The sequence below is a fragment of the Variovorax frigidus genome (assembly GCF_051216515.1).
GTDB lineage: Bacteria > Pseudomonadota > Gammaproteobacteria > Burkholderiales > Burkholderiaceae_C > Variovorax.
On sequence record NZ_JBPJZF010000009.1, the window covers coordinates 230,512 to 252,262 of the forward strand.

18 protein-coding genes and 2 tRNA genes are annotated in these 21,751 nt (G+C 66.3%); 9 read left to right on the forward strand and 11 right to left on the reverse strand.

The genetic code is table 11. The features are described from left to right. Window positions 1-61: 61 nt before the first annotated feature. A complete protein-coding gene (locus ACSFBC_RS25835) occupies window positions 62-1,693 on the forward strand; it encodes an alkaline phosphatase D family protein (protein ID WP_435513184.1) in 1,632 nt (543 codons plus the stop codon). A 338-nt stretch (window positions 1,694-2,031) separates the two neighbouring features. Here ACSFBC_RS25835 and ACSFBC_RS25840 read toward each other — a convergent pair whose 3' ends face one another. From ACSFBC_RS25840 to ACSFBC_RS25865, 6 genes are all read right to left on the reverse strand, one after another. After that, the gene (locus tag ACSFBC_RS25840) at window positions 2,032-2,289 is read right to left on the reverse strand and encodes a hypothetical protein (RefSeq protein ID WP_435513185.1); all 258 of its coding nucleotides are present in this window, start codon (window positions 2,287-2,289) and stop codon (window positions 2,032-2,034) included. 52 nt (window positions 2,290-2,341) lie between these two features. Further along, window positions 2,342-3,100, reverse strand: a complete 759-nt coding sequence (locus ACSFBC_RS25845) for a sugar transferase (RefSeq protein ID WP_435513186.1) — start codon at window positions 3,098-3,100, stop codon at window positions 2,342-2,344. A gap of 315 nt (window positions 3,101-3,415) precedes the next feature. Beyond that, window positions 3,416-4,237 carry a DUF6502 family protein gene (locus ACSFBC_RS25850; protein WP_435513187.1) on the reverse strand — a complete coding sequence of 274 codons (822 nt, stop codon included), beginning with the start codon at window positions 4,235-4,237 and terminating at the stop codon, window positions 3,416-3,418. Window positions 4,238-4,725: 488 nt separating this feature from the next. Beyond that, a complete protein-coding gene (locus tag ACSFBC_RS25855) occupies window positions 4,726-6,096 on the reverse strand; it encodes a DUF5666 domain-containing protein (RefSeq protein WP_435513188.1) in 1,371 nt (456 codons plus the stop codon). Window positions 6,097-6,515: 419 nt separating this feature from the next. Beyond that, entirely contained in the window at window positions 6,516-8,909 is a 2,394-nt protein-coding gene (locus ACSFBC_RS25860; RefSeq protein ID WP_435513189.1) for a membrane-bound PQQ-dependent dehydrogenase, glucose/quinate/shikimate family, read from the reverse strand. 148 nt (window positions 8,910-9,057) lie between these two features. Beyond that, window positions 9,058-9,630 (reverse strand): TetR/AcrR family transcriptional regulator, encoded by a 573-nt coding sequence (locus tag ACSFBC_RS25865; protein WP_435513190.1) that lies wholly within the window; start codon window positions 9,628-9,630, stop codon window positions 9,058-9,060. A 299-nt stretch (window positions 9,631-9,929) separates the two neighbouring features. Between ACSFBC_RS25865 and ACSFBC_RS25870 the strand changes: the two genes are divergently transcribed. Further along, window positions 9,930-10,006: transfer RNA gene (locus tag ACSFBC_RS25870), tRNA-Arg, on the forward strand. Window positions 10,007-10,081: 75 nt separating this feature from the next. Here the strand turns inward: ACSFBC_RS25870 and ACSFBC_RS25875 are convergent. Continuing rightward, entirely contained in the window at window positions 10,082-11,671 is a 1,590-nt protein-coding gene (locus ACSFBC_RS25875; RefSeq protein WP_435513191.1) for a diguanylate cyclase domain-containing protein, read from the reverse strand. Window positions 11,672-11,999: 328 nt separating this feature from the next. On the opposite strand from ACSFBC_RS25875, the gene greB reads away from it, so the two are divergent. Beyond that, window positions 12,000-12,578 carry a transcription elongation factor GreB gene (greB, locus tag ACSFBC_RS25880; protein WP_435513192.1) on the forward strand — a complete coding sequence of 193 codons (579 nt, stop codon included), beginning with the start codon at window positions 12,000-12,002 and terminating at the stop codon, window positions 12,576-12,578. Between the two features lie 18 nt (window positions 12,579-12,596). Here the strand turns inward: greB and ACSFBC_RS25885 are convergent, their stop codons facing one another. The 4 genes from ACSFBC_RS25885 to ACSFBC_RS25900 form a co-directional block, all read right to left on the reverse strand. Beyond that, window positions 12,597-14,852 carry a RelA/SpoT family protein gene (locus ACSFBC_RS25885; protein WP_435513193.1) on the reverse strand — a complete coding sequence of 752 codons (2,256 nt, stop codon included), beginning with the start codon at window positions 14,850-14,852 and terminating at the stop codon, window positions 12,597-12,599. A gap of 94 nt (window positions 14,853-14,946) precedes the next feature. Further along, window positions 14,947-15,150, reverse strand: coding sequence for a DNA-directed RNA polymerase subunit omega (rpoZ, locus tag ACSFBC_RS25890; protein WP_021009011.1), 204 nt, complete (start codon window positions 15,148-15,150; stop codon window positions 14,947-14,949). Window positions 15,151-15,182: 32 nt separating this feature from the next. Further along, a complete protein-coding gene (gmk, locus tag ACSFBC_RS25895) occupies window positions 15,183-15,803 on the reverse strand; it encodes a guanylate kinase (protein WP_435513194.1) in 621 nt (206 codons plus the stop codon). Window positions 15,804-15,815: 12 nt separating this feature from the next. Then, window positions 15,816-16,730: a YicC/YloC family endoribonuclease gene (locus tag ACSFBC_RS25900; RefSeq protein ID WP_435513195.1), complete on the reverse strand. Its 915-nt coding sequence runs from the start codon at window positions 16,728-16,730 to the stop codon at window positions 15,816-15,818. Window positions 16,731-16,818: 88 nt separating this feature from the next. Between ACSFBC_RS25900 and ACSFBC_RS25905 the strand changes: the two genes are divergently transcribed. The 6 genes from ACSFBC_RS25905 (at window position 16,819) to ACSFBC_RS25930 (ending at window position 21,750) form a co-directional block, all read left to right on the forward strand. Then, window positions 16,819-17,826, forward strand: a complete 1,008-nt coding sequence (locus tag ACSFBC_RS25905; protein ID WP_435513196.1) for a serine/threonine protein kinase — start codon at window positions 16,819-16,821, stop codon at window positions 17,824-17,826. 22 nt (window positions 17,827-17,848) lie between these two features. Continuing rightward, complete coding sequence (locus tag ACSFBC_RS25910; RefSeq protein ID WP_435513197.1) at window positions 17,849-18,760, forward strand: PP2C family protein-serine/threonine phosphatase; 912 nt, start codon at window positions 17,849-17,851, stop codon at window positions 18,758-18,760. Window positions 18,761-18,833: 73 nt separating this feature from the next. After that, window positions 18,834-19,568, forward strand: coding sequence for a ribonuclease PH (rph, locus tag ACSFBC_RS25915; RefSeq protein ID WP_435513198.1), 735 nt, complete (start codon window positions 18,834-18,836; stop codon window positions 19,566-19,568). A 19-nt stretch (window positions 19,569-19,587) separates the two neighbouring features. Then, complete coding sequence (gene rdgB, locus ACSFBC_RS25920; RefSeq protein WP_435513199.1) at window positions 19,588-20,187, forward strand: RdgB/HAM1 family non-canonical purine NTP pyrophosphatase; 600 nt, start codon at window positions 19,588-19,590, stop codon at window positions 20,185-20,187. Window positions 20,188-20,255: 68 nt separating this feature from the next. After that, window positions 20,256-21,431 (forward strand): radical SAM family heme chaperone HemW, encoded by a 1,176-nt coding sequence (gene hemW / locus ACSFBC_RS25925; RefSeq protein ID WP_435513211.1) that lies wholly within the window; start codon window positions 20,256-20,258, stop codon window positions 21,429-21,431. A 229-nt stretch (window positions 21,432-21,660) separates the two neighbouring features. Further along, window positions 21,661-21,750, forward strand: a tRNA-Ser gene (locus tag ACSFBC_RS25930). Window position 21,751: the final 1 nt, after the last annotated feature.

Here is a 21,751-nt window from a genome sequence, read left to right on the forward strand (position 1 = left end):
AATCCGAGACACACTGCGCGCGGCGGATCCGACGCGCCGGTCGCTGCTACGCAGCGCCGTCATGTTTGCCATGTTCTCCGGTTCTGGCATCGGGCTGATGGCCTGCGGTGGTGGTGGCGACGGTGGTGGCAGCAGCCCTCCGGAGGGAAGCTCCACCGTTTTCAAGCATGGCATCGCCAGCGGCGACCCGATGTCGGATCGGGTGATCCTCTGGACGCGAGTGAGCGCGCAGGCACCTGGCTCGCTGAATGTGGTCTGGGAAGTCTCAGCCGACGAAGCTTTCGGAGCCGTCGTCGCCCGGGGCACTGCCAGCACCGGCCCGGAGCGTGATTACACGGTCAAGGTGGATGCAATCGGGCTGCAGCCGAACAGCACATACTTCTATCGCTTCTTCATTGGCGGTGATACCTCTGCGACCGGCAGGACGAAGACGCTCCCGGTGGGTAACGTGTCACAAGTCAAGTTGGCCGTGGTCTCATGCGCAAACTTCCCCAGCGGGTATTTCAACGTCTACGCCGACATCGCCTCGCGCACCGACATCGATGTGGTGCTGCACCTGGGGGACTACATCTATGAGTACGGGGAACTGGGATACGCCTCACAGCTCGCCATCGCGCTCGATCGCCAATCCATCCCGGACCACGAGATCCTGACGCTGGACGACTATCGCAGGCGCCATGCGCAATACCGCACCGACAGCGATTTGCGGGCCCTCCACGCACGCGTGCCCTTGATTGCTGTTTGGGACGACCACGACGTGGCGGACAACGCCTGGTCCGGTGGAGCCGCCAACCACGAGGAGCCCGCGGAGGGAAGCTTTGCCGCGCGTCGTGCAGCGGCAGTCCAGGCATATCAAGAGTGGCTGCCCATCCGGCTGCCAGATCCGGCCAAACCCTTGCAGATCTACCGGTCGTTCGATATCGGCACGCTGGCTTCGCTGCATATGCTGGACACCCGGTTGGTCGCGCGCGATCGACAGCTTTCTCTGGATCAGTATCTCCAAGGCGAGGCCGCATCCGCCACAAGGCAACTGCTGGGCCAGAGTCAACTGGACTGGCTGTCGGGAAAAATGGCCGCTTCGGGCGGTGTCTGGCAAGTCCTGGGGCAACAGGTGCTCATGATTCGCATGGCGGTACCGTTGAGCGTTGCGTCCGCCATCAGCCTGGAAACCTTGGGCGAATACCTGGCGGCGCAGTCGACGCCGGAGGTCGCACGCAGCGAAAGCCAGCGCGCGCTGCTCGCGCAACCGAAGGTGCCATACAACATGGATGCCTGGGACGGCTACCCTGCAGCGCGCGAAGCCGTGCTCACTTCCGCGCGAAGCTTGGGCAAGAATCTCATCTCGCTCGCTGGCGATACCCACAACGCCTGGGCAGGCAACCTGACGGACCTCGCCGGTCAGCGCGTCGGGGTGGAGTTCGCCGTGCCGTCGGTGTCATCGCCGGGATTCGAACGGGCTTTGCCGCTGATCGCCAACGACTTGCTTGCCGATGCGTTCAAGCGCATGGTGGACGATCTTCGCTATGCGGAGACTGCGCATCGCGGCTATGCGGTACTGACCCTGACATCGGCAGAAGCGCGTTGTGAGTACCTCGAGGTGAGCACCGTGCTCAGCCGCGACTACACGGTCAAGACAGCGGCGACGCTTCGCGTGTTGCCAGGCAGCGGCAACCTCGCAGTGCTCGGCCCCTGAGTCATGCAGGGTCGCCCCGAAAGAAGGCGAGCCACGTGACCCTTCAGAGCTTGCAGCGATGCCTGTGCGTTGAGACGTAGAGGGAGGGCTGAACATCCAAGGGTCTCAACGGCGGTCGCAACAGCAGGATCGAACTCAGGCGCTGCGGGCCTTCACAGGTATCGCATGGAAGAGCGAGCTGCTCTCGGTCGGGGCACAGCCCAGTCCGCAATGATTTCGAGAAGCAGTAGCACCGTGTGTTCGCGGTTCCGTCGGTCTGGCCTCGAGCTCCTTGGTGGGCCTGCGCAGGAAGCTGTTTGCGTCGCGCTCGCCGAAGGGCGGACAGGACTGCGGCGTTGCTAACGCACCCCGACCAAGCAGATCGGGGCACGGGCGTTGAAACGCTGTCCCACGAGCAATTCGTAGTCGCGCTCCACCTCGCGCCGCCATTCGTTGACGGCGGCTGCATGCGCCCGGTCGGCCTCGAGCTCCTCTTGCGGCACGCGAACATTGCGCTCCAGATAGCGTTGCTGAAGCGGCAGGCGGCGTTCCGGAAAGGGGGCCACGTGCCATCCCGCCTTCCGGAGAATGGATTCTTTCTGACTGATGCTCAGCATTCGAGGCCCGTGGAAATGGAGGGAGAAGACGGCGTCGACGCGATGTCATGCGTCATGCCGGACCTTCGTGACGCAGCACGACGCGAAAGGTGCTTGCAATGATCTGGATGTCCAGCCACAGTGACCACTCGGACGCATAGACCATGTCGAGTTCCACGCGCTGTGCATAAGTCAGCCGGTTGCGCCCGCTCACTTGCCAAAGCCCAGTGATGCCCGGGCGCATGTCGCAATAGCGTTCCCAGTGCCTGCCGTAGAGGTTTCGCTGGCGCTCCATGCAGGGGCGGGGTCCGACCAGGCTCATGTCGCCCTTGAGGACATTCCAGAACTGCGGCAGTTCGTCGAGGCTGGCGCGTCGGAGGAAGTGTCCAAGCGGCGTGATGCGCGGGTCGTTGTCGAGCTTTTGATACCTGCGCCACTGCAGTTGCGCCGCTGGATCGCTCGCCAGATGGCGAGCGAGCATCTCGTCTGAGTCCACGCACATCGAGCGGAACTTGTAGAAGCGGAAGGCTCGCCCCCCGTGACCCAAGCGCTGCTGCGAGTAGTGCACAGGGCCGCCCATGCGAAGGCGTACGGCCAACGCAATGCAGAGGTAGACCGGTCCCAAGAAGATGAAGAACATCAGCGCGCCCACGACATCGAGTGATCGCTTGATGACGCGTTGCCAGGGCGACGGGCAGAAGCGCCGGTCTTCCGCACCCGATTCCCGGCCGCCGGGCAGAGCGGCCTGCAGGGGTGTCGTGAGGTTGTCAAGGTTGCGCGGTTGGCGGTTGGGCACCACCGGAGCTTTGAGCGAAGTATGGGAAAAGTTCACATTTTCATTCTTGCGTCTCCGATTTGTGACCCCTGTAGGACGAGTTCGTAAGCCAAAAATCTTACAGACCGCAACACCCTCGGCGCCGACGCACGCCTCGACTCGGTGCTGAGCGGGTGCCCGAAATGGCGTACATGCCCGTACGCTGCGTGAGACCTGCGCAATGGCTGCACCTGCTTGTCAAGCTCTGTTGCCGCCGAGGGCGAAAAGCGAACGGGACGCGTGCAGACTGCGCCGACGGCCACAAGGGTCAGTCGACGATCGACCGAGGTGCGAACGGCATCGACCTCCGCAGCGAGGGTGCGGCGCGCACGTCTACCGAGGCCCGGCTTCGTCGCCCTGCGGACGCTTGTCGCCGATCTCTTCGAAATAGGTGTAGATGCCCACCCGTATCCGACCGAGTGGTCCCTGAGGCTGCGCTTCGACGCCCAGCCGCATGGCCTGCGCCAGCGCGTGATGCAGACCCGTCCAGCGTCGACGCGCTTCCTGATGGATTTCTTCGCAGGCCGCGATGGACAGTCCGCTGGCATACACGGAGCGCTCGAGAAAAGGCGCCCCTTCGGAGAGGATGTTCGACACGGCCGCATTCACGTGATCGCGGCCGTTGTCCGCAAAGAACGCCAGCATCCCAGCCAGGTCCTTCGCCGGGATGAACCCTTCGGTCCTCAGTTCGACGTCGTTTTCCCGTTCGACGACCATATCGAGGCGCACAAGCTCGTCCAAGATGGCGCGGTGATGGACGTTCCCACGGCTCGCCATCCAAGCGGTGGACTCGAACGAAGGGCGTGTCGGGTCCGCAGTGATGGCCATGGTCCGCAAGGCTGGATTGTCCATCACCATTTGCAGCCACAACGTCAGCACCTTGGCCGCCGCGGAGGCCTCGGTGGCTTCCAGCGCATCCCTGGGCATGCGCACCCGCGACGTGACCGCCTTGCGGTTGATCCCCGTCGTGACGGACAGCTGGCTCAAGTTGGGCTCGATGCCTCGGGCACGCCAGGACGCGCGCCCCTCCTCGAGCAGCAGCTCGTTCAGCATCTCCTGCAGATGCGCCTGCTTCAAACCGAGCGCCAGGGCAAGCTTGACCACCGGGCGCAGCACCCGCGCGCAGGCTGACAAGGCCAAGGAGATCTGGTTCATTGGGTTTGGACGTGGCAACTCGTGCAGAGACTGATTCTCCTTCGCATCCGATTGTGCCTGCTGAGCCTGACACCTTGGGCGCATGCGCCGCTTTGGTCGAAGCGCGAGAACAGCCTGCCGCGCCTGTCCTACACACGCTTACAAGCGGAGCGCGTTAAATGTGATGAATTCCCATGAGAGAGCCGACATGCGTCCTTCCGAGCAAGACACTGCCACTCTGCACTCACCGACTTTGCACCGGATGCGCGATGCGTCGTTGCCGCATCGGGCCTCCAAGGCCGGGACGTGGCGCCAGACCTTCGTGGGCGTGGTGATCGCCCTCGTGCTCCTCGCGGGGCTCCCCGTGTTCTGGCCTTAAGCCGGCAGTACGCCGCATTGCCGGCGTCTTCTCAGGGGGAGAAGCGAGCCTTCAAGCCCTTCGCCTTGTTCCAGCGTGAAGCGCGGTGCACTCCCCGTTCCGCGTTCAGTGTTCGGACGCTTCAAGCGCGTCAATCGAAAGTGACGCGGGTCGCGATCAAGACGTCGTTGACGATGCGCTCACCTGTGATCGTCACCTTGCTTCCATTGCCCAGGTTGGCCGATAGGCCGTTCGTGAACTGGACGCCAGCGGCGCTGGCGTTGATCGACTGGCCTTTGACCTTGAACTCGGCGGTCGACTTGAAGGCGCCCACGGTGCCCATGGCGGTGAAGGTGGCGGTGTTTGCGCCGCCTACGGTCTTCTTGATCTTGACCTTCGTGGCCACCAGGACGCCATTGCGGACCGTCCCGGCGACCTCAAGTTCGACGCCGTCGGAAACGGCGCTCGAAGGCCCGCCGGTGATCTGAGCAGAAGAGGCATCGACAGGCGTGCGCAACACCCGGAACCGAGATATCCCCTCGAAGTCCGTGACGACGCCTCCCAGTTGGCGTCGGGTCCCCTCCCGAAGCGAAACCGGATACCAGAGTTCCACTGCGCTGGCCTGGAGTGCCGCTGACGCGGCCTGCACCGGCGCGCGCACCCGCACGATCATGCCGGCAGCAAGACCGGAAGGAAGGCTGGTCTGGCTGAAATCGACGATCAGCTTGCCCAGCTGGAATCGGCGGCCGGACAGGTCGAGGTTCTGAACGATGCCCGAGACGATCGACGCGGTGGACGCGCGTTGCTCGATCCGCGTGGCCCGCAGCAGGCCCGGGCCCGCGGGCAGGCCCCACACCTGAACTGTCATGCCCGGCACCAGGGCGCCCAACCCTGCAAGGTTGCCCCAGACCGTGTTCGTATCCGTCCCGATGGTCGTTCCCACCATGACAATGTTGCCGCTGGCAAGGTCGATGGACGTGATCACGCCGAGCGCGTCGGCTGCCGACTCGACCTCGGTCGCCTGCCCGGCCGTGAAGTCTGCGTTCGTCGGACCGTTGACCTTGGCGGTCATCCCGAGCTGGAGCTGCGCTGCGTCGCGCAACTTCAGGGTCGCACCCGTGGTGTCATAGCGGACCTCGTTGACGATGATGCTCGCGACGCCGCCCACACCGCCCACGCCCGAGTCGCCGCTGTCGCCTGCGGATGCAGACGCACCGGTGCCGCCAGAGCCCACGCCGCTCGAGTCGCCCGCGGAAGCAGATGCAGACGCGGAGCCCCCACTGCCAGACCCGTCACCCGCAGTGCTGCCGGCGCCGGAGCCCGAGGCGCCAGCGTCAGCGCCTCCTTTGTCCACGCTGATTTGGTTTGCGAAGCCCCATTCAGGGGAGGCTGGGTCGGCGACCATGTGATTCGCGGCGCTTGCGGTCGCACTGATGTCGTTGGTGCCCCCACTCCCGCCCCCGCAGGAAACCACCAGCGCTGTCACCACAGTAAAAAGGACACGCATTGCAAGCTTGGTCATTGCCAGTGATTCTCGGGCTCAGTTGATGCGATGGGTGGTTCGGCCTTGCCTGGCGGATCCTCAAGTATGTATATATGCATCACACGCATGCGTGCTGTTGCTTGCTGTTTCCGGTATTGATAGCTGCGCAACTGGTGCAACAGTTCGTACTGCAGCGCGCTCCATCGGGTCCGTACCAGTCGTCGATCTGCTCACACGCCTCGATCGAAATGCTACCCGCATAAGTCGATCTCACCAGCAACGGAGGGCCTCCTCCTACGTGTGCGAGTCCGAATCGCTCAGCAGCCCCAGCAAGGCGCGCAGGCCAAGGCGTGGCCTGGGCCGAATGCCCCTCAGCGCTTGCCGAACGGGCCGTCAGGAGCGATTGCGGATCGCGCGGCAGGCCCGTGCCCAGTCCCGACGTGCCGACCTTCGTTCGCTCAGTTCGCCTTGGGCAGGGCGTAGGCGATGATGTAGTCGCCGCGGTCGGGCGAGCCGCGCGTGCCGCCCACCGACACCACCACGAACTGCCGCTTGCTGGCCGGTGACATATAGGTCAGCGGCGTGGCCTGCGCACCCACGGGCAGGCGCGCCTTCCAGAGTTCGTCGCCGTTCGATGCGTCGAGCGCGCGCAGGAAATAGTCTTGCGTGCCGGCGAAGAACACCAGGCCGCCCTGCGTGGTGGTCGGACCGCCCAGCGTGGGCATGCCGATCGGCATCGACATGCCGGTGCGCAGTCCCAGCGGGCCGGTGTCCTTCACGGTACCCATGGGCACCTGCCAGACGATCTGCCGCGTGTTCAGGTCGATGGCAGTCATCGCGCCGTAGGGCGGCATGTGGCAGGGCACGCCGAGCACCGACATGAACATGTTCTTGTCGGCGCCGTAGGGCGTGCCGGTCTGCGTCGCGAGGCCCGCATGCCCGTCGGCACCGCCCTTGCGCGCGGCGATGCGGCGCTCGGTCTCGTCGCGCGGGATCAGCTGCACCACCTGGGGCACGCGCATGTCGTTCACGATCAGCAGGCCGTTGCGTTCGTCGATGGACGAACTGCCCCAGTTCATGCCGCCGTAGAAGCCCGGGTACTGCAGGCTCTTGGTCAGGCCCGGCGGCGTGAACTCGCCTTCGTAGCGCAGTTGCTTGAACGCGATGCGGCAGAGCATCTGGTCGAAGGGCGTGGTGCCCCACATGTCGGCTTCGGTCAGCTTGTTGGCGCCGATGGTGGGCATGCCGACCGAGTAGGGCTGCGTCGGTGCCACGTGATCGCCTTCGGCGGCACCCTGGGGCACGGGCTTTTCCTGCACCTCCGCGATGGGCTTGCCGTCGCGGCGGTCGAGCATGAATATCTGGCCGCGCTTGGTGGTCTGGATCAGCGCCGGCACCGTGCTGCCGCTCTTGTCGCGCACGTCGTAGAGCGCGGGCTGCGAGGGCACGTCGTAATCCCAGAGGTCGTGGTGCGCGGTCTGGAATTTCCAGCGTTCGCGGCCAGTCTGGATGTCGAGCGCGACCACGGCGGCTGAATATTCTTCGGCCGCCTTGCTGCGCGTGCCGCCCCAGAAGTCGGGCGTGGCGTTGCCGGTGGGCAGGTAGACCAGGCCCAGCTTGTCGTCGAAGGCCGGCGTGGACCAGACGTTGGGCGTGCCGCGGGTGTAGCTCTCGCCGGCCGGCGGTTCACCGGTGAGGGCCGGGTTGCCCATGTCCCAGGCCCAGACCAGCGCGCCAGTGTGGGCACTGAAGGCGCGCACCACGCCCGAGGGTTCGCCGAGCGCGACGTTGTCCCAGACCCAGCCGCCGACGATCACCAGATCGCGCATCACGGTGGGCGCGGAGGTCTGGAAGTAGAAGCCCGGGTCGACCTGGCCCATGCCGGCCTTGAGGTCGACCGTGCCGTTGCTGCCGAAGCTCGCGCAGGGCGTGCCGGTCTTGGCATCGACCTGCATCAGGCGGCTGTCGATGGTGGTCATCACGATGCGCTGCGCGCAGCTGCCGTCGGCCGATGCTGCTGCAACCGCGGTCGCAGGCGTGGCGGCGGCATCGAAGTAGCTCACGCCGCGGCAACGCTGCCACACCGGCGACTTGGCCTGCGGATCGAACTTCCAGCGCTGCTCGCCGGTGTCGGCGTTGAGCGCGAACACCACGTTGTGCGGCGTGCAGGCGTAGACCGTGTCACCGATCTGGATCGGCGTGTTCTGGTCTTCGCTCGAACCCTTGGTGTCGCGGCCGGTGCGGAAGGTCCAGGCGACCTGCAGCTGGTTCACGTTGGTCTTGTTGATCTGGTCGAAGGGCGCGAAGCGCGTGCCGTTGGGCGTGCGGCCGTAGTACTGCCAGTCCGCCACGGGCTGTGCGTCTGCCGACGCAGCGGGCGCCGCCGCTGCCGCGATGCTGCCGGAAGGACGCGTCACGCCGTGGGGCACGAAGGCCAGCCCCAATGTGCCGAGCAGTGCCACGAACAGCAGGCCGGCCGCGCCGTAGGCGGGCTTGGAGCCGATCGCGCCGATGCGCGGCGCGAGCAGCAGGCCGAACATCGTCAGCACGGCGATCACCACCACGCGCGGGAACAGCTGCCAGAAGTCGAAGCCGACTTCCGCCAGCGCCCAGATCACCGTGGCGATGAACACGAGGGCCAGCCAGGCGAGGGCGGAAGGGCGGCGGCGCGCGTACTGCGCACCCGCGAGCAGCAGCAGCACGCCGGCGCCCAGGTAGTACCACGAGCCGCCCAGCGAGGCCAGGCGGGCACCGCCGGCGGCGAAAGCGGCGCCGCACAGCAGCAGCACGATCCCGAAGAGCACGAGCAGCCATCGCGGGCGGCCGGCACGGCGTGAGACAGGGACATTCATGTTGTTTTTCCTATTCGAATTGCAAGAAGCGGTGGCTCTTGCGAGCCGCCACACGGCAGGCAGTCGTCGTGGGCATGACGCTGCCTTTTGTTCGTGCCGGCACATCAGGCCGGTACGCGAGCTCGGGTCGACCGCGGAAGATCCGCGGTCAGCCCACCGGGTCTTCGGACGACGGCGCACGCATGCCGTTGCGCAGGAGTTGCAGCGAACGCCGCGCGAGCGACCTGCGTTCGCCCGGCGTGCCGCCGCGCAAACTGGCGCCGAGCATCTGGGTGATGAGCTGTATGTCCTGCAGCCGAAAGTCCGCGCGGCACAAGCCGCTGTCGATGGCCCGCTGCAGCGGCGCCTTGAAGATCTGCGCGATGCGCTTGCGGGCCACCAGCACGACCTCGTCGTCGCGGTCGACCACGCGCCAGAAGTCGACCAGCGGCGCCGAGTCCGCGATGTCCATGCCGAAGCGTTCGAGCAGCAGATAGAGCGCGTCGTCTTCTTTCGTGACCGTGGCGGCATGCGCTTCGAGCATGGCCAGCGCCCGGTCGAGCAGCGCGGCCATCAGTGCGGTGCGATTGGCGAAGTTTCGGTAGAGCGTGGCGCGCCCGAGGCCTGCGCGAGCCACGACCAGATCGAGAGAGGCCGTGACGCCGTGCTCGGCGAACACGGCATCGGCAGCGCAAAGAAGGAGATGCCGGTGCGTGGACGCATCGGTGCGGGGCTTTCGCATGGCATTCATTATCGGACAGAAGCGTCCGTTTATCTGCCGCGCAGGGGACATGCGATGGTGCGTGCAGGTCGACGGCCCGCTGCATGGAAGCGGGCCGGGTATGGCGATGCGCCGCGGTCTGGGCCGCCGCGACATCACGCACAAGAAAAAGTTGACGGACTGCGGCCGGTCAGTCCGAATCGAGCCTGTTTTGCCCCGATAATCCAGCCTGTCGTTGGTCGGATCGTTCAGACGCCTCCAACGACTTTTTGCAAGGTGTCCGGGAGAGAGCAAAAACGGATGCTATAATTGCAAGCTGTGCGGCTGTAGCTCAGTTGGATAGAGTACTTGGCTACGAACCAAGGGGTCGTGGGTTCAATTCCTGCCAGCCGCACCACTCTTCATGATGGCCTAGAAGGTTTTCCTTCTAGGCCATTTTCTTTTGGCGAATCGAACTCCGCTTCGACGCCTTTCAGCGCAACGCCGGTGCCAGCACGTAGGTGCCGCGGCCGTTCTGCTTGGCCTGGTACATCGCCTTGTCGGCCGCGGCCAGCAGGTCTTCCGGCTTGGCGCCGCCGTCGGTGAGCACGATGCCGATCGACACGCCCATGGCAGCGTCGGCATGGCGCAGTTGCAGCGGCAGCGCGACGGCATCGATGCACTGCTGGGCCAGCGCGAGCACGGCGTGTTCGGCCGGTTGCGCGAAGTTGGCCGCCACGAGCACGAATTCGTCGCCGCCGATGCGCGCCACCGTGTCGCCGTGCCGCACCAGGCTCGTGAGCCTGCGTGCCGTTTCGCACAGCGCCTTGTCGCCCGCCTCATGGCCGAAGGTGTCGTTGAGCCGCTTGAAGCCGTCAAGGTCGAGGTAGAGCACGGCCACGAGATTGGCCTCGCGTTTCGCGCGGGCCAGCATCTGGTGAAGCCGGTCATCGAGCAGCTTGCGATTGGGCAGGCCGGTGAGGGTGTCGTGATGGGCCATGCGCCTGAGCTCGGCTTGGTTCTCGATCAGCTTGGCGAGCAATCGGTTGAATGCCGTCGTGAGGTGGCCGATCTCGTCGTTGCGCACCACCCGCAGCGGCGTCAGCTCCATGTCGCCGCGGGTCATCCTGTCGGCCTGGTTGGCGGCGCGCATGAGCGGGCGCAGCAGCCAGGCCATGGCCAGGCCAATGAGCACGAGCACCATCACCACAGCCGGCGCGCGTTGCTGGAGGATGAAGTGCTGCATGCGCGCCACCGGCGCCAGCGCTTCGGTCACGGGCAGGCGCGCCACGATGAACCAGCCGCTGCTGGGCACGGATGCGATGGCCGAGATTTCCTCGATGCCCTTGGCGTTGATCGTTCGGCCGCTGCCGCGAAAGCCGTTCATGGCCCGGTCATGCAGCAGGTTGACGCCGACGGGCGGCGTCGGCGTGAGCGACATCGAGGCATCTGTCGATGCAACGAAGAGGTGGTCGTCCGGCGAGACCACGAGGATGCCCCCGGTCTTGCCTACGCGCCCGGATTGCAGATGGTCGAGCAGCCCGTCGCCCGACATGTCGGCCGTGCCCGTCAGCACGGCCACGACCTGGCCCGAGCGGTCGCGCAGGGGTGTCGCCATGGGCAGGGTCGAATGTCGGGTGACCGGTGTCGCCAGCACGCGGCCGAACGTGGCGCGACCTTCGCTCGCGCCTTTGAATTCCAGGCTGTCGACGGCGATCCGTCCGCTGTCATCGAGTCGCTCGCCTGCGAGGTCGCTGATCATCAGGCCCAGCGAGAACGCCGGACTCAGCGTGCTGCGTTCGTCGAGCCATTCGCGCAGCTGCCTTGGATGCGCCAGCAATTCCGGTGGCACGCTGGCCGCCAGGCGCTCCAGGAATGACAGCCGTTCGCGCAGGTAGTTGTCGACGTTGCGGGCCACGTAGTCGGCCAGGGCGGTCTGCTGGACCGCGACCGATTCCGCCAGATCCTTGCGCAGGAACCGGCTGAGCTGGAAGTAGCTGGCGGCGGTGCCCACAGTGGCCATCAGCAGGCCCATCACGACCAGGCGGGTGATGAGGCTGCCGGCTATTTTTTGGAGTTTCACTCGGGCGGCGCGTCGGGGGTGGGTGAGGGAGCTCCGTGGGCGGTGCCAGGGGGCGGGTGAAGATACCCTGAAGACGCAAAGATTGCTTGCCGTTCGGCGTGATGGTGAACGAACGTTGGCAGCCTGAGGCAAGGGACGGCGGCGAAAGGCGGCACAATCATCGAGACGGGCCGGCCGGCGCCTCTGCCCGACCTTCACCTCGCGGGCGGGAGGCAAGCAGCGCCGGGCTGTCCTCCGGAAGGCACGGGCTTCCTCCGGGCCCGACGCCACAGCAGCAAGAAAAGCCCGCAGCGAGCGTTGCGGGCTTTGTCATTTGGAAGCTTCTTCGATGAGCAAGGCATTCACCAAAGAGTCGGAATCCGAAGACGACGACGCGGGCGAGACCGGCGGCGTCGCGCCGTTGCCGGCCGGGTCCAAGAACTACATGACGCCCGGCGGCTATGCACGGCTGCGGGACGAACTGCTCGCGCTGATGGACGTCGAGCGGCCCAAGGTGGTGGAGGCCGTGCACTGGGCCGCCAAGAACGGCGACCGTTCCGAGAACGGCGACTACCTCTACGGCAAGAAGCGCCTGCGCGAGATCGACCGCCGCATCCGTTTCCTGACCAAGCGGCTCGAGGTGGCGGAAATCACGGAGCCCTCGGTGCACCATGGCAGCGACCAGGTGTTCTTCGGCGCCACCGTGCGCTATGCCGACGATGCGTCAGGCGAGGAGCACCGCGTGACCATCCTGGGCATCGACGAGGCCGACAGCGCACAGTCGCAAGTGAGCTGGATTTCGCCGATTGCGCGGGCGCTCCTGCGCTCGCGCGAGGGCGACGTGGTCAAGCTGGCCACGCCGGGAGGCATGCGGGAGCTGGAAATCCTCAGCGTGAGCTACCCGCCGCCGCCAGCCACGGCGGCCTGAGCAGGCCAGCGCCCGGCCTCAGGTCGCTGGGACCGTGCGCTCGGCGCTCAGCACCGAAGCGCTGCGCCGAACGGTCCGCAGCACCGCCTCGAGATGTGGGCGGTCGCGCACCGAGAGCACGAAGCGCAGATCGGTCGAATCCTGGGGTGTCTCGTCGGCCATCTCGACATGGGTGATGTCGGCCTCGGCATCGGCCAGCGTCGATGCGACGCGTGCCAGCACGCCCTTGTCGTTGCGCACGGTGATAACGACGCCGGTCTCGAAGGTGCGCACCGGTTCGTCGGCCCACTCGACCGCGAAGAAGCGTTCGCTGTCCTTGTAGTGCAGGCGCTGCCCGACACCGCAGTTCTCGGTGTGCACCACCAGGCCTTCGCCGTGGCCCAGGTAGCCGACGATCGGGTCGCCCGGAATCGGTCGGCAGCACAGGGCGAAGCGCACCGAGGAGTTCTCGCTGCCGTCGAGCGTGACCGCACCCTGCGACACGCTTTCGTGCGCGGTGAAGCGCTCGCGGCTCAGCATCAGCGCATCGGGTTTCTCGCCCCGCTCGGCCATCAGCGCCATCAGCCGCTTGGCGACGATGCTGGCGATGCGCTTGCCCAGGCCGATGTCGGTCAGCAGCTCGGCGCGGTTGCGGTTGCCGGTGAAGCGCAGCAGCCGCTCCCACAGCGCCTGGTGCTCGGTGTCGTCCGCGGGCATCTTGCCCAGGCCTTCGGCGCGCAGGGCCTGCGCCAGCAATTTCTCGCCCAGGCCTTCGGACTCGGCATGCGCCAGTGTCTTCAGGTAGTGCCGGATCTTCGAGCGCGCCCGCCCGGTGCGAACGAAGCCGAGCCAGGCCGGGTTGGGCGTGGAGACCGGTGCCGTGATGACTTCCACCACGTCGCCGTTCTTCAATTCGGTGCGCAGCGGGACCTGGTCGCCGTTGATGCGCGCGGCCGAGGTGTGGTCGCCGATGTTGCTGTGGATCGCGTAGGCGAAGTCGACCACCGTGGCGCCGCGTGGCAGCGCCATGATCTGGCTCTTGGGCGTGAACACGTAGACCGCATCGGGGAACAGGTCGACCTTGACGTGGTCCCAGAACTCGGCGGCATCGCGCGTCTCGTCCTGGATGTCGAGCAGCGACTGCAGCCACTTGGCGCCGAGCCGGTCGCTCGGCGTGGTGCTGGGTTCGGCGGCCTTGTAGAGCCAGTGCGCGGCCACGCCGGATTCGGCCACCACGTTCATCGCCTCGGTGCGCAACTGGAACTCGACGTTGACGCTGGCCGGGCCCACGAGCGTGGTGTGCAGCGACTGGTAGCCGTTGAGCTTGGCGATCGCGATGTGGTCCTTGAACTTGCCCGGCAGCGGCTTGTACATCTGATGCAGGATGCCCAGGCCGGTGTAGCAGGCGATCACGTTCGGCAGGATCAGCCGGAAGCCGTAGATGTCGGTGACCTGGGCAAAGCTCAGGTGCTTGTCCTCCATCTTCCGGTAGATGGAGTAGAGCGTCTTTTCGCGGCCCGCGAGGCGCAGGCTCATCTTGGCTTCGCCGAAGGCGGCCTCGACCTCCTTCTGCACCTTCTGGATCAGGTCGCGTCGTCGGCCGCGGGCCTTGGCCACCGCCTTGGACAGGATCGCATAGCGCCAGGGTCGCAGGTGGCGGAAGGACAGTTCCTGCAGCTCGCGGTAGGTCTGGTTCAGGCCCAGCCGGTAGGCGATGGGCGCGTAGATCTCCAGCGTCTCGTTGGAGATGCGGGCCCACTTCTCGCGCGGTGCATCGTCCAGCGTGCGCATGTTGTGGGTGCGGTCAGCCAGCTTGACCAGGATCACGCGCACGTCGCGCGCCATCGCCAGCAGCATCTTGCGGAAGGACTCGGCCTGGTTCTCTTCGCGGGTGTTGAACTGCAGCTTGTCGAGCTTGGTGAGGCCGTCGACCAGCTCGGCCACCGGCGCGCCGAAGCGTTCGATCAGTTCGGACTTGGTGACGCCGCAGTCCTCGATGGCGTCGTGCAGCAGCGCGGCCATCAGGGCCTGGGCGTCGAGCTTCCACTCGGCGCACTGCGCGGCCACCGCGATCGGATGCGTGATGTAGGGCTCACCGCTGTTGCGCAGCTGGCCCAGATGGGCCTCGTCGGCGAAACGATAGGCACGCCGCACCAGTTCGGTGTCGTCGGCGTTCAGGTAATCGAGCCGTGCCGTCAGGGCGGCAAAGCTCGCGGCGGCAGCGTTCAGCGCAGCCGGACTCGGCCGCGGTGTGCTCCGAGGTGCATTGGGTTGGGGCTTGACGACCGCGCTCATTGACAACACTTTAGCGCGCGGTCTGACACGGCGCGCCCGGGCATAAAAAAAGCACCGCGCGGCGGTGCTTTTCTGTGGCAGGACGGCGTCAAGCTCAGCCCGGAACCTTCTTGAGCATTTCGATGCCGATCTTGCCTTCGGCGATCTCGCGCAGCGCGGTCACGGCCGGCTTGTTCTTGCTCTCGATCTTCGGGGCATGGCCCTGGCTCAGCATGCGCGCGCGGTAGGTCGCGGCGAGCACGAGCTGGAAACGGTTGGGGATCTGCAGCAGGCAGTCTTCGACGGTGATGCGGGCCATGAGGATCTTTCGTTGCGGACGGTGGTCGAGATTCAGGGAATATTGAGCGCGGAGAAGGTGTCTGCACGGGCACGGCGCTGGGCGGAGTAGCGCAGCCGCTGCGCGTGGACGATGGCTTTCAGGTCGAAAAGCGCGCGCTCAAATAACTCGTTGATTATAACGAAATCGAATTCCCGCGTGCGTGCCATCTCCTGCGCGGCATTTTTCAGCCGCAGTTCGATGACGTCGGCGCTGTCCTCGCCGCGCCGCTCCAGCCGCGAGCGCAGCTCTTCCCAGCTCGGCGGCAGGATGAAGATCAGCACGGCGTTGGCGAAGGTCTTGCGAATCTGCAATGCGCCCTGGAAGTCGATTTCCAGGATCACGTCGGTGCCTTGCGCGACGCGGTCCTCGATCGCCTTTTTCGAGGTGCCGTAGCGCTGGCCGTGCACGTGGGCCCATTCGACGAAGCCGTCGCTGACGACCATCGCGTCGAATTCCGAAGGCGAGGCGAAGAAGTATTCGCGGCCGTGCTTTTCCTGGCCGCGCGGCGGGCGCGTGGTGTGCGAGACCGACGGTTGCACCGCCGAGTCGAGTTCCATCAGAGCCTTGACCAGGCTCGATTTGCCTGCGCCGCTGGGCGCGGCCACGACGAAGATATTGCCGGGGTAATCCATGGAGTCGTCTGCTTATTCGATGTTCTGAACCTGCTCGCGCATCTGCTCGATCAGCACCTTCATGTCGACCCCGATGCGCGTCAGTTCGAGCGCGGCCGACTTGGAGCCCAGCGTGTTGGCCTCGCGGTGCAGCTCCTGGATCAGGAAGTCCAGGCGCTTGCCGACCTCGCCGCCCTTCTTGAGCAGGCGGTCGATCTCGTCGAGGTGCGAGCTCAGCCGGGTCAGTTCCTCGGCCACGTCGATGCGGATGGCGAAGGCCGTGGCCTCGGTCAGCGCACGGTCCTGGGCGGCTTCGGGCAGCGTGCCGCCCGTCAGGCCCATCGCGTCCTGCCAGCGTTCGAGAAAACGCGCGCGCTGCTGCTCTACCAGTTGCGGAATCAGCGGCACCGCCTGAGCGGCCAGCTTGCGCAGCTGGCCCAGGTGGTCCTTGAGCATGGTGGCGAGACGGGCGCCTTCGCGCTCGCGGGCGGCCATCAGGCTTTCGAGCGCCTTCTGCGTGACCTCGAGCAGGTCGGGGCCCCAGTCGCCGCGGGCCGCGGAGTCGCCGGCCGCCAGTCGGATCACGTCGGCCACGCTGAGTTCGCGCGCGCTCGGCAGCCAGGCGCGGATGCCGTCCTGCACGCCGTTGAGGCGTTGCAGCAGGCGGGTGGAGGGTTCGGCGATGCCGGCCTGCGCCGTGCTTTCGACCGCGGCGCGCACTTCGACCTTGCCGCGCTTGAGCTTGCCGGTGAGCAGCTCGCGCAGTGCGGTTTCATGCTGGCGCAGCTCTTCCGGCAGCTTGAAGCTGAGGTCCAGGAAGCGGCTGTTGACCGAGCGGATTTCGACCCCGAGCCGGCCCGCGGCCGGGGGGCGCGCGTCGGTTTCGGGCGGGGTGCCTACCGGGCCGTTCTGGCCGTTGGCATAGCCGGTCATGCTGTAAACTGACATTGCGCCTCACTGTGTTTGTTGCTTGCTCCGAGGCGACGGCATCGCGTTCGCTTGCCGCACCATTGCCTTCGGGCGAAACTCCCGGATTATGTCAAAGGTCAAACCTTCGCCGCTGTTGCCGGACACCGTCATCGGCGGCTATCGCGTCGTGCGCCGTCTTTCGGCCGGTGGTTTCGGGGTGGTTTACCTGGCGGTCGATACCAGCGGCCAGCAGGTGGCGATCAAGGAATACCTGCCCTCGTCCCTGGCCACCCGTGGCGCCGGCGAACTGGCGCCCCAGGTGTCGCCTGACAAGCTGTCGCTCTACCGGCTCGGCCTCAAGAGTTTTTTCGAGGAAGGCCGTTCGCTGGCGCAGATCTCGCACGCCTCCGTGGTGAGCGTGCTCAATTTCTTCCGCGAGAATGAAACCGTCTACATGGTGATGAACTACCTGGAGGGGGCCACCCTGCAGGACTTCATCGTCACCGCGCGCGACCTGAAGAAGCAGAAGGTGTTCCGCGAATCCACGATCCGCTCGCTGTTCGACGAGATCCTGCGCGGCCTGCGCATCGTGCACCAGCACAAGATGCTGCACCTGGACATCAAGCCCGCCAACATCTTCGTGACCGACGACGACCGCGCCGTGATGATCGATTTCGGCGCCGCGCGCGAAGTGCTGTCCAAGGAAGGCAACTTCATCCGCCCGATGTACACGCCCGGCTTCGCCGCCCCCGAGATGTACCGGCGCGACTCGTCGATGGGCCCCTGGACCGACATCTACGCCATCGGCGCCTGCATCTACGCCTGCATGCAGGGCTATCCGCCCAACGACGCGCCCCAGCGCATCGAGAAAGACCGGCTCGGCCTGTCGCTGTCGCGGCTGCGCGGCATCTATTCCGACAACCTGATCGAGGTGGTCGAGTGGTGCATGTCGCTCGACCCGCTGTCGCGCCCGCAGTCGGTCTTCGCGTTGCAGAAGGAACTCAGCCGCGAGGGCGAGCGCCGCTACACCAAGCTCACCGTCGGCGAGAAGGTGCGCCTGTCGATCGACAACATGCGCTCGTCCGACAAGAAGTCGCTGCCCAAGGCCGCGGCACCGACCACGCGACCGGCATGACGCGCATCACGGCATCACGGCCATGAAGTTCTCCGTCTTCCAGGTCAGCCGCAAGGGCGGCCGTCTCAAGAACGAAGACCGCATGGGCTATTGCTACACGCGCGAATCGGGCCTGTTCGTGCTGGCCGACGGCATGGGCGGCCATCCCGAAGGGGAAGTGGCCGCGCAGATGGCACTGCAGACCATCGCGGCGCTCTACCAGCGCGAAGCCCGGCCGACCTTGAAGGACGTCAAGGCCTTCCTCAACACCTCGGTGATGACCGCGCACCAGCAGATCATGCGGTACGCCGGCACCAAGGGCATGCTCGACACGCCGCGCACCACCGTGGTCGCGGCGGTGCTCCAGGGCACCACGGCCCATTGGGTGCACTGCGGCGATTCGCGGCTCTACGTGGTGCGCGACGGCATGCTTCTGACCCGCACCCGCGACCATTCGCATGCCGAGCGCCCGCGCCCGGGCGGCGGCCCCGAGCCGGCCAACCGCAATTTGCTGCTGACCTGCCTCGGCTCGCCCACGCCGCCCCTGATCGACGCGGCGCCGCCGCTGCAGCTGCGCCGCGGCGACCGCATCATGCTGTGCTCCGACGGCGTCTGGGGCGTGCTCGACGATGCGACGATCGTGCACATCCTGTCCTCGGGCCGGCCGGTGTCCGATGCCGCGCCCGACCTGGCCGAGATGGCCTTGCGCAAGGGCGGCACCCACAGCGACAACGTGACCCTGATCGCGCTCGAATGGGAAACCGAGACCCCGGATTCGCCGGGCAACCAGCGCGGCGTGTCGACCGACAGCATCAGCGACGGCGTCTTCGCCTCGACCATCCAGGCGGGCATGCCGTCGGACACCGAGCTCGACGATCTCGACGAAGATGCGATCGAGCGCTCGATCGCCGAAATCAACGAAGCCATCCGCCGCTCGGCTGCACGCAAGAGCTGAGCGACGGGCCGACCTGAATCCGCCGCGGCAAGCGGCGATCCTTTATTTCTTTTCTTCCGAGTTGAACAACCCCATGACTGCTTTCACACGAAGCGGCGGCCGTGCCGCCGACCAACTGCGCCCGGTGCGCATCACCCGCGGTTTCACCATCCATGCCGAAGGTTCGGTGCTGATCGAGTTCGGCCAGACCCGCGTGCTGTGCACAGCCTCGGTCGAAGAGAAGGTGCCGCCGCACAAGAAGGGCAGCGGCGAAGGCTGGGTCACGGCCGAATACGGCATGCTGCCGCGCGCCACCCACACCCGCAGCAGCCGCGAAGCCGCCAAGGGCAAGCAGACCGGCCGCACGCAGGAAATCCAGCGCCTCATCGGGCGCTCGATGCGCGCGGTGTTCGACCTGGCCGCGCTGGGCGAACGCACCATCCACCTCGACTGCGACGTGCTGCAGGCCGACGGCGGCACGCGCACCGCGGCCATCACCGGCGCCTTCGTGGCCGCGCAGGATGCGGTGAACAAATTGCTGGCCGCCGGCAAGATCACCGCCTCGCCGATCCGCGGCCACGTCGCCGCGATCTCGGTGGGCATCGTGCAGGGCACGCCGCTGCTCGACCTCGAGTACACCGAGGACTCGGCCTGCGACACCGACATGAACGTCGTGATGACCGGCGCCGGCCACTTCGTCGAAGTGCAGGGCACGGCCGAAGGCGCGGCCTTCTCGCGCGCCGAGATGGGCCAGCTGCTGGACCTGGCCGAGAAGGGCATCACCGAACTGGTGACGCTGCAGCAGCAAGCGCTGGCCGCCGTGGCCTGACGCCGTCGACGGTCGCACCATGAAACTGGTCCTGGCATCGAACAACGCGGGCAAGCTGGCCGAGCTGCAGCAGCTGTTCGCACCGTTGAGCGTGCAGCTCGTGCGCCAATCGGAACTCGGCGTGAGCGAGGCCGACGAGCCCTTCCGCACCTTCGTCGAGAACGCGCTGGCCAAGGCACGCCATGCGGCGGCCGCCACCGGCCTGCCCGCGATCGCCGACGACGCGGGCCTGTGCGTCAACGCCTTCGGCGGCCTGCCCGGCGTGGATACCGCGTACTACGCGACGCAGTTCGGCTACGACAAGGGCGATGCGAACAACGTGCGCGCGCTGCTCGAGCAGATGGCCACGGTCGACGACCGCCGCGCCGCGCTGGTCAGCACGCTGGTGGCATTGCGCAGCGCCGACGATCCCGAGCCGCTGATCGCCGTCGGCCGCGCGCCCGGCGAGATCACGCGCGAGCCCATCGGCGACAACGGCTTCGGCTTCGACCCCGTGATGTTGCTGCCGGCCTTCGGCCAGACCTTCGCGCAGCTCACGCCCGAACTCAAGAACGCGCATAGCCACCGCGGCCAGGCCGCGCGCACGATGCTGGCGCTGATGCGCGAGCGCTGGTCGTGAGCATCCACCTGCCCATCGGCATCGCGACCGAAGACGGCGCACCGCATGCCAACGACGTGCTGCACCTGATGCGGCCAGGCACGCTGCAGCTGGCCGCGCTGCCGCCGCTGTCGCTGTACGTGCACCTGCCCTGGTGCCTGCGCAAATGCCCGTACTGCGACTTCAATTCGCACGAGTGGCGTGCCGGCGGCGAGGCCCTGCCCGAGCAGCGCTACATCGATGCGCTGGTGGCCGACCTCGACGCCGCGCTGCCGCTGATCTGGGGCCGCACGGTCCACACCATCTTCATCGGCGGCGGCACGCCCAGCCTGTTCTCGCCCGAGGCCGTCGACCGGCTCATCGGCGACCTGCGCGCGCGCCTCAAGCTCGCGCCCGATTGCGAGATCTCGCTCGAAGCCAACCCCGGCACGTTCGAGCGCGACCGCTTCCGTTCGTACCGCGCCGCCGGCGTCACGCGCCTGTCGGTCGGTGTGCAGAGCTTCAATGACGAGCACCTGCAGGCGTTGGGCCGCGTGCACGATGCGGCCCAGGCCATCGCCGCGGTCGAGGAGGCGGCGAGCGCCTTCGACACCTTCAACCTCGACCTGATGTACGCGCTGCCCGGCCAGACCCCGGCGCAGTTCGAGGCCGACCTCGAGCAGGCGTTGGCGCTCAACCCGCCGCACCTGTCGGTCTACCACCTGACCATCGAGCCCAACACCTACTTCGCGAAGTTCCCGCCGGTGGTGCCCGAGGACGACGCGGCCTACGCGATGCTCGACCGCATCACCGAGCGCACCGGCGCGCAGGGCATGACGCGCTACGAGGTCTCGGCCTATGCGCGCGACGGCCACCGCTGCGCGCACAACCTCAACTACTGGCAGTTCGGTGACTACCTGGGCATCGGTGCCGGTGCCCACAGCAAGCTGAGCTTCGCGCACCGTCTGGTGCGCCAGGTGCGCTACCGCGAGCCGCAGCGCTACATGAACCAGGCGCTGGCCGGTGCGGCCGTGGCGCAGAGCGAAGATGTCGCGATCGCCGATCTGCCCTTCGAGTTCATGCTCAACGCCTTCCGCCTGAAGGAAGGCTTCACGCTGGCGCAGTTCGGCGAGCGCACGGGCCTGTCGATCACCAGCATCCAGAAGGGCCTGGAAGAAGCCGAGAAGAAGGGGCTGCTGCAGCGCGACCTGTGGCATGTCTGGCCGACCGAGCGCGGGCTCGATTTCCTCAGCGATCTGCAGAGCATCTTTCTGCCGGACGCGTAGATTTCGGACGGTGCGGGTGGGTGGGCTTTCCGTCAGCATAAAATCGCGGCCTGCCTTCGCCACCCGAAGGCGGCTTCGGAGAGTTGGGCGAGTGGTTTAAACCAGCAGTCTTGAAAACTGCCGACGTGCGGGCTGTGGAATGCGAAAAGTTCAATAAAAACAATGTGTTAGCGTTTTTCTGTTGCAGCTAGATTGGCTTTGCGTAAGCCGACTGTAAGTACATAAGAATGGTGGGTTGGCCGAGCGGTTGAAGGCACTAGTCTTGAAAACTAGCGAGGGGGCAACCCCTTCCAGGGTTCGAATCCCTGACCCACCGCCAC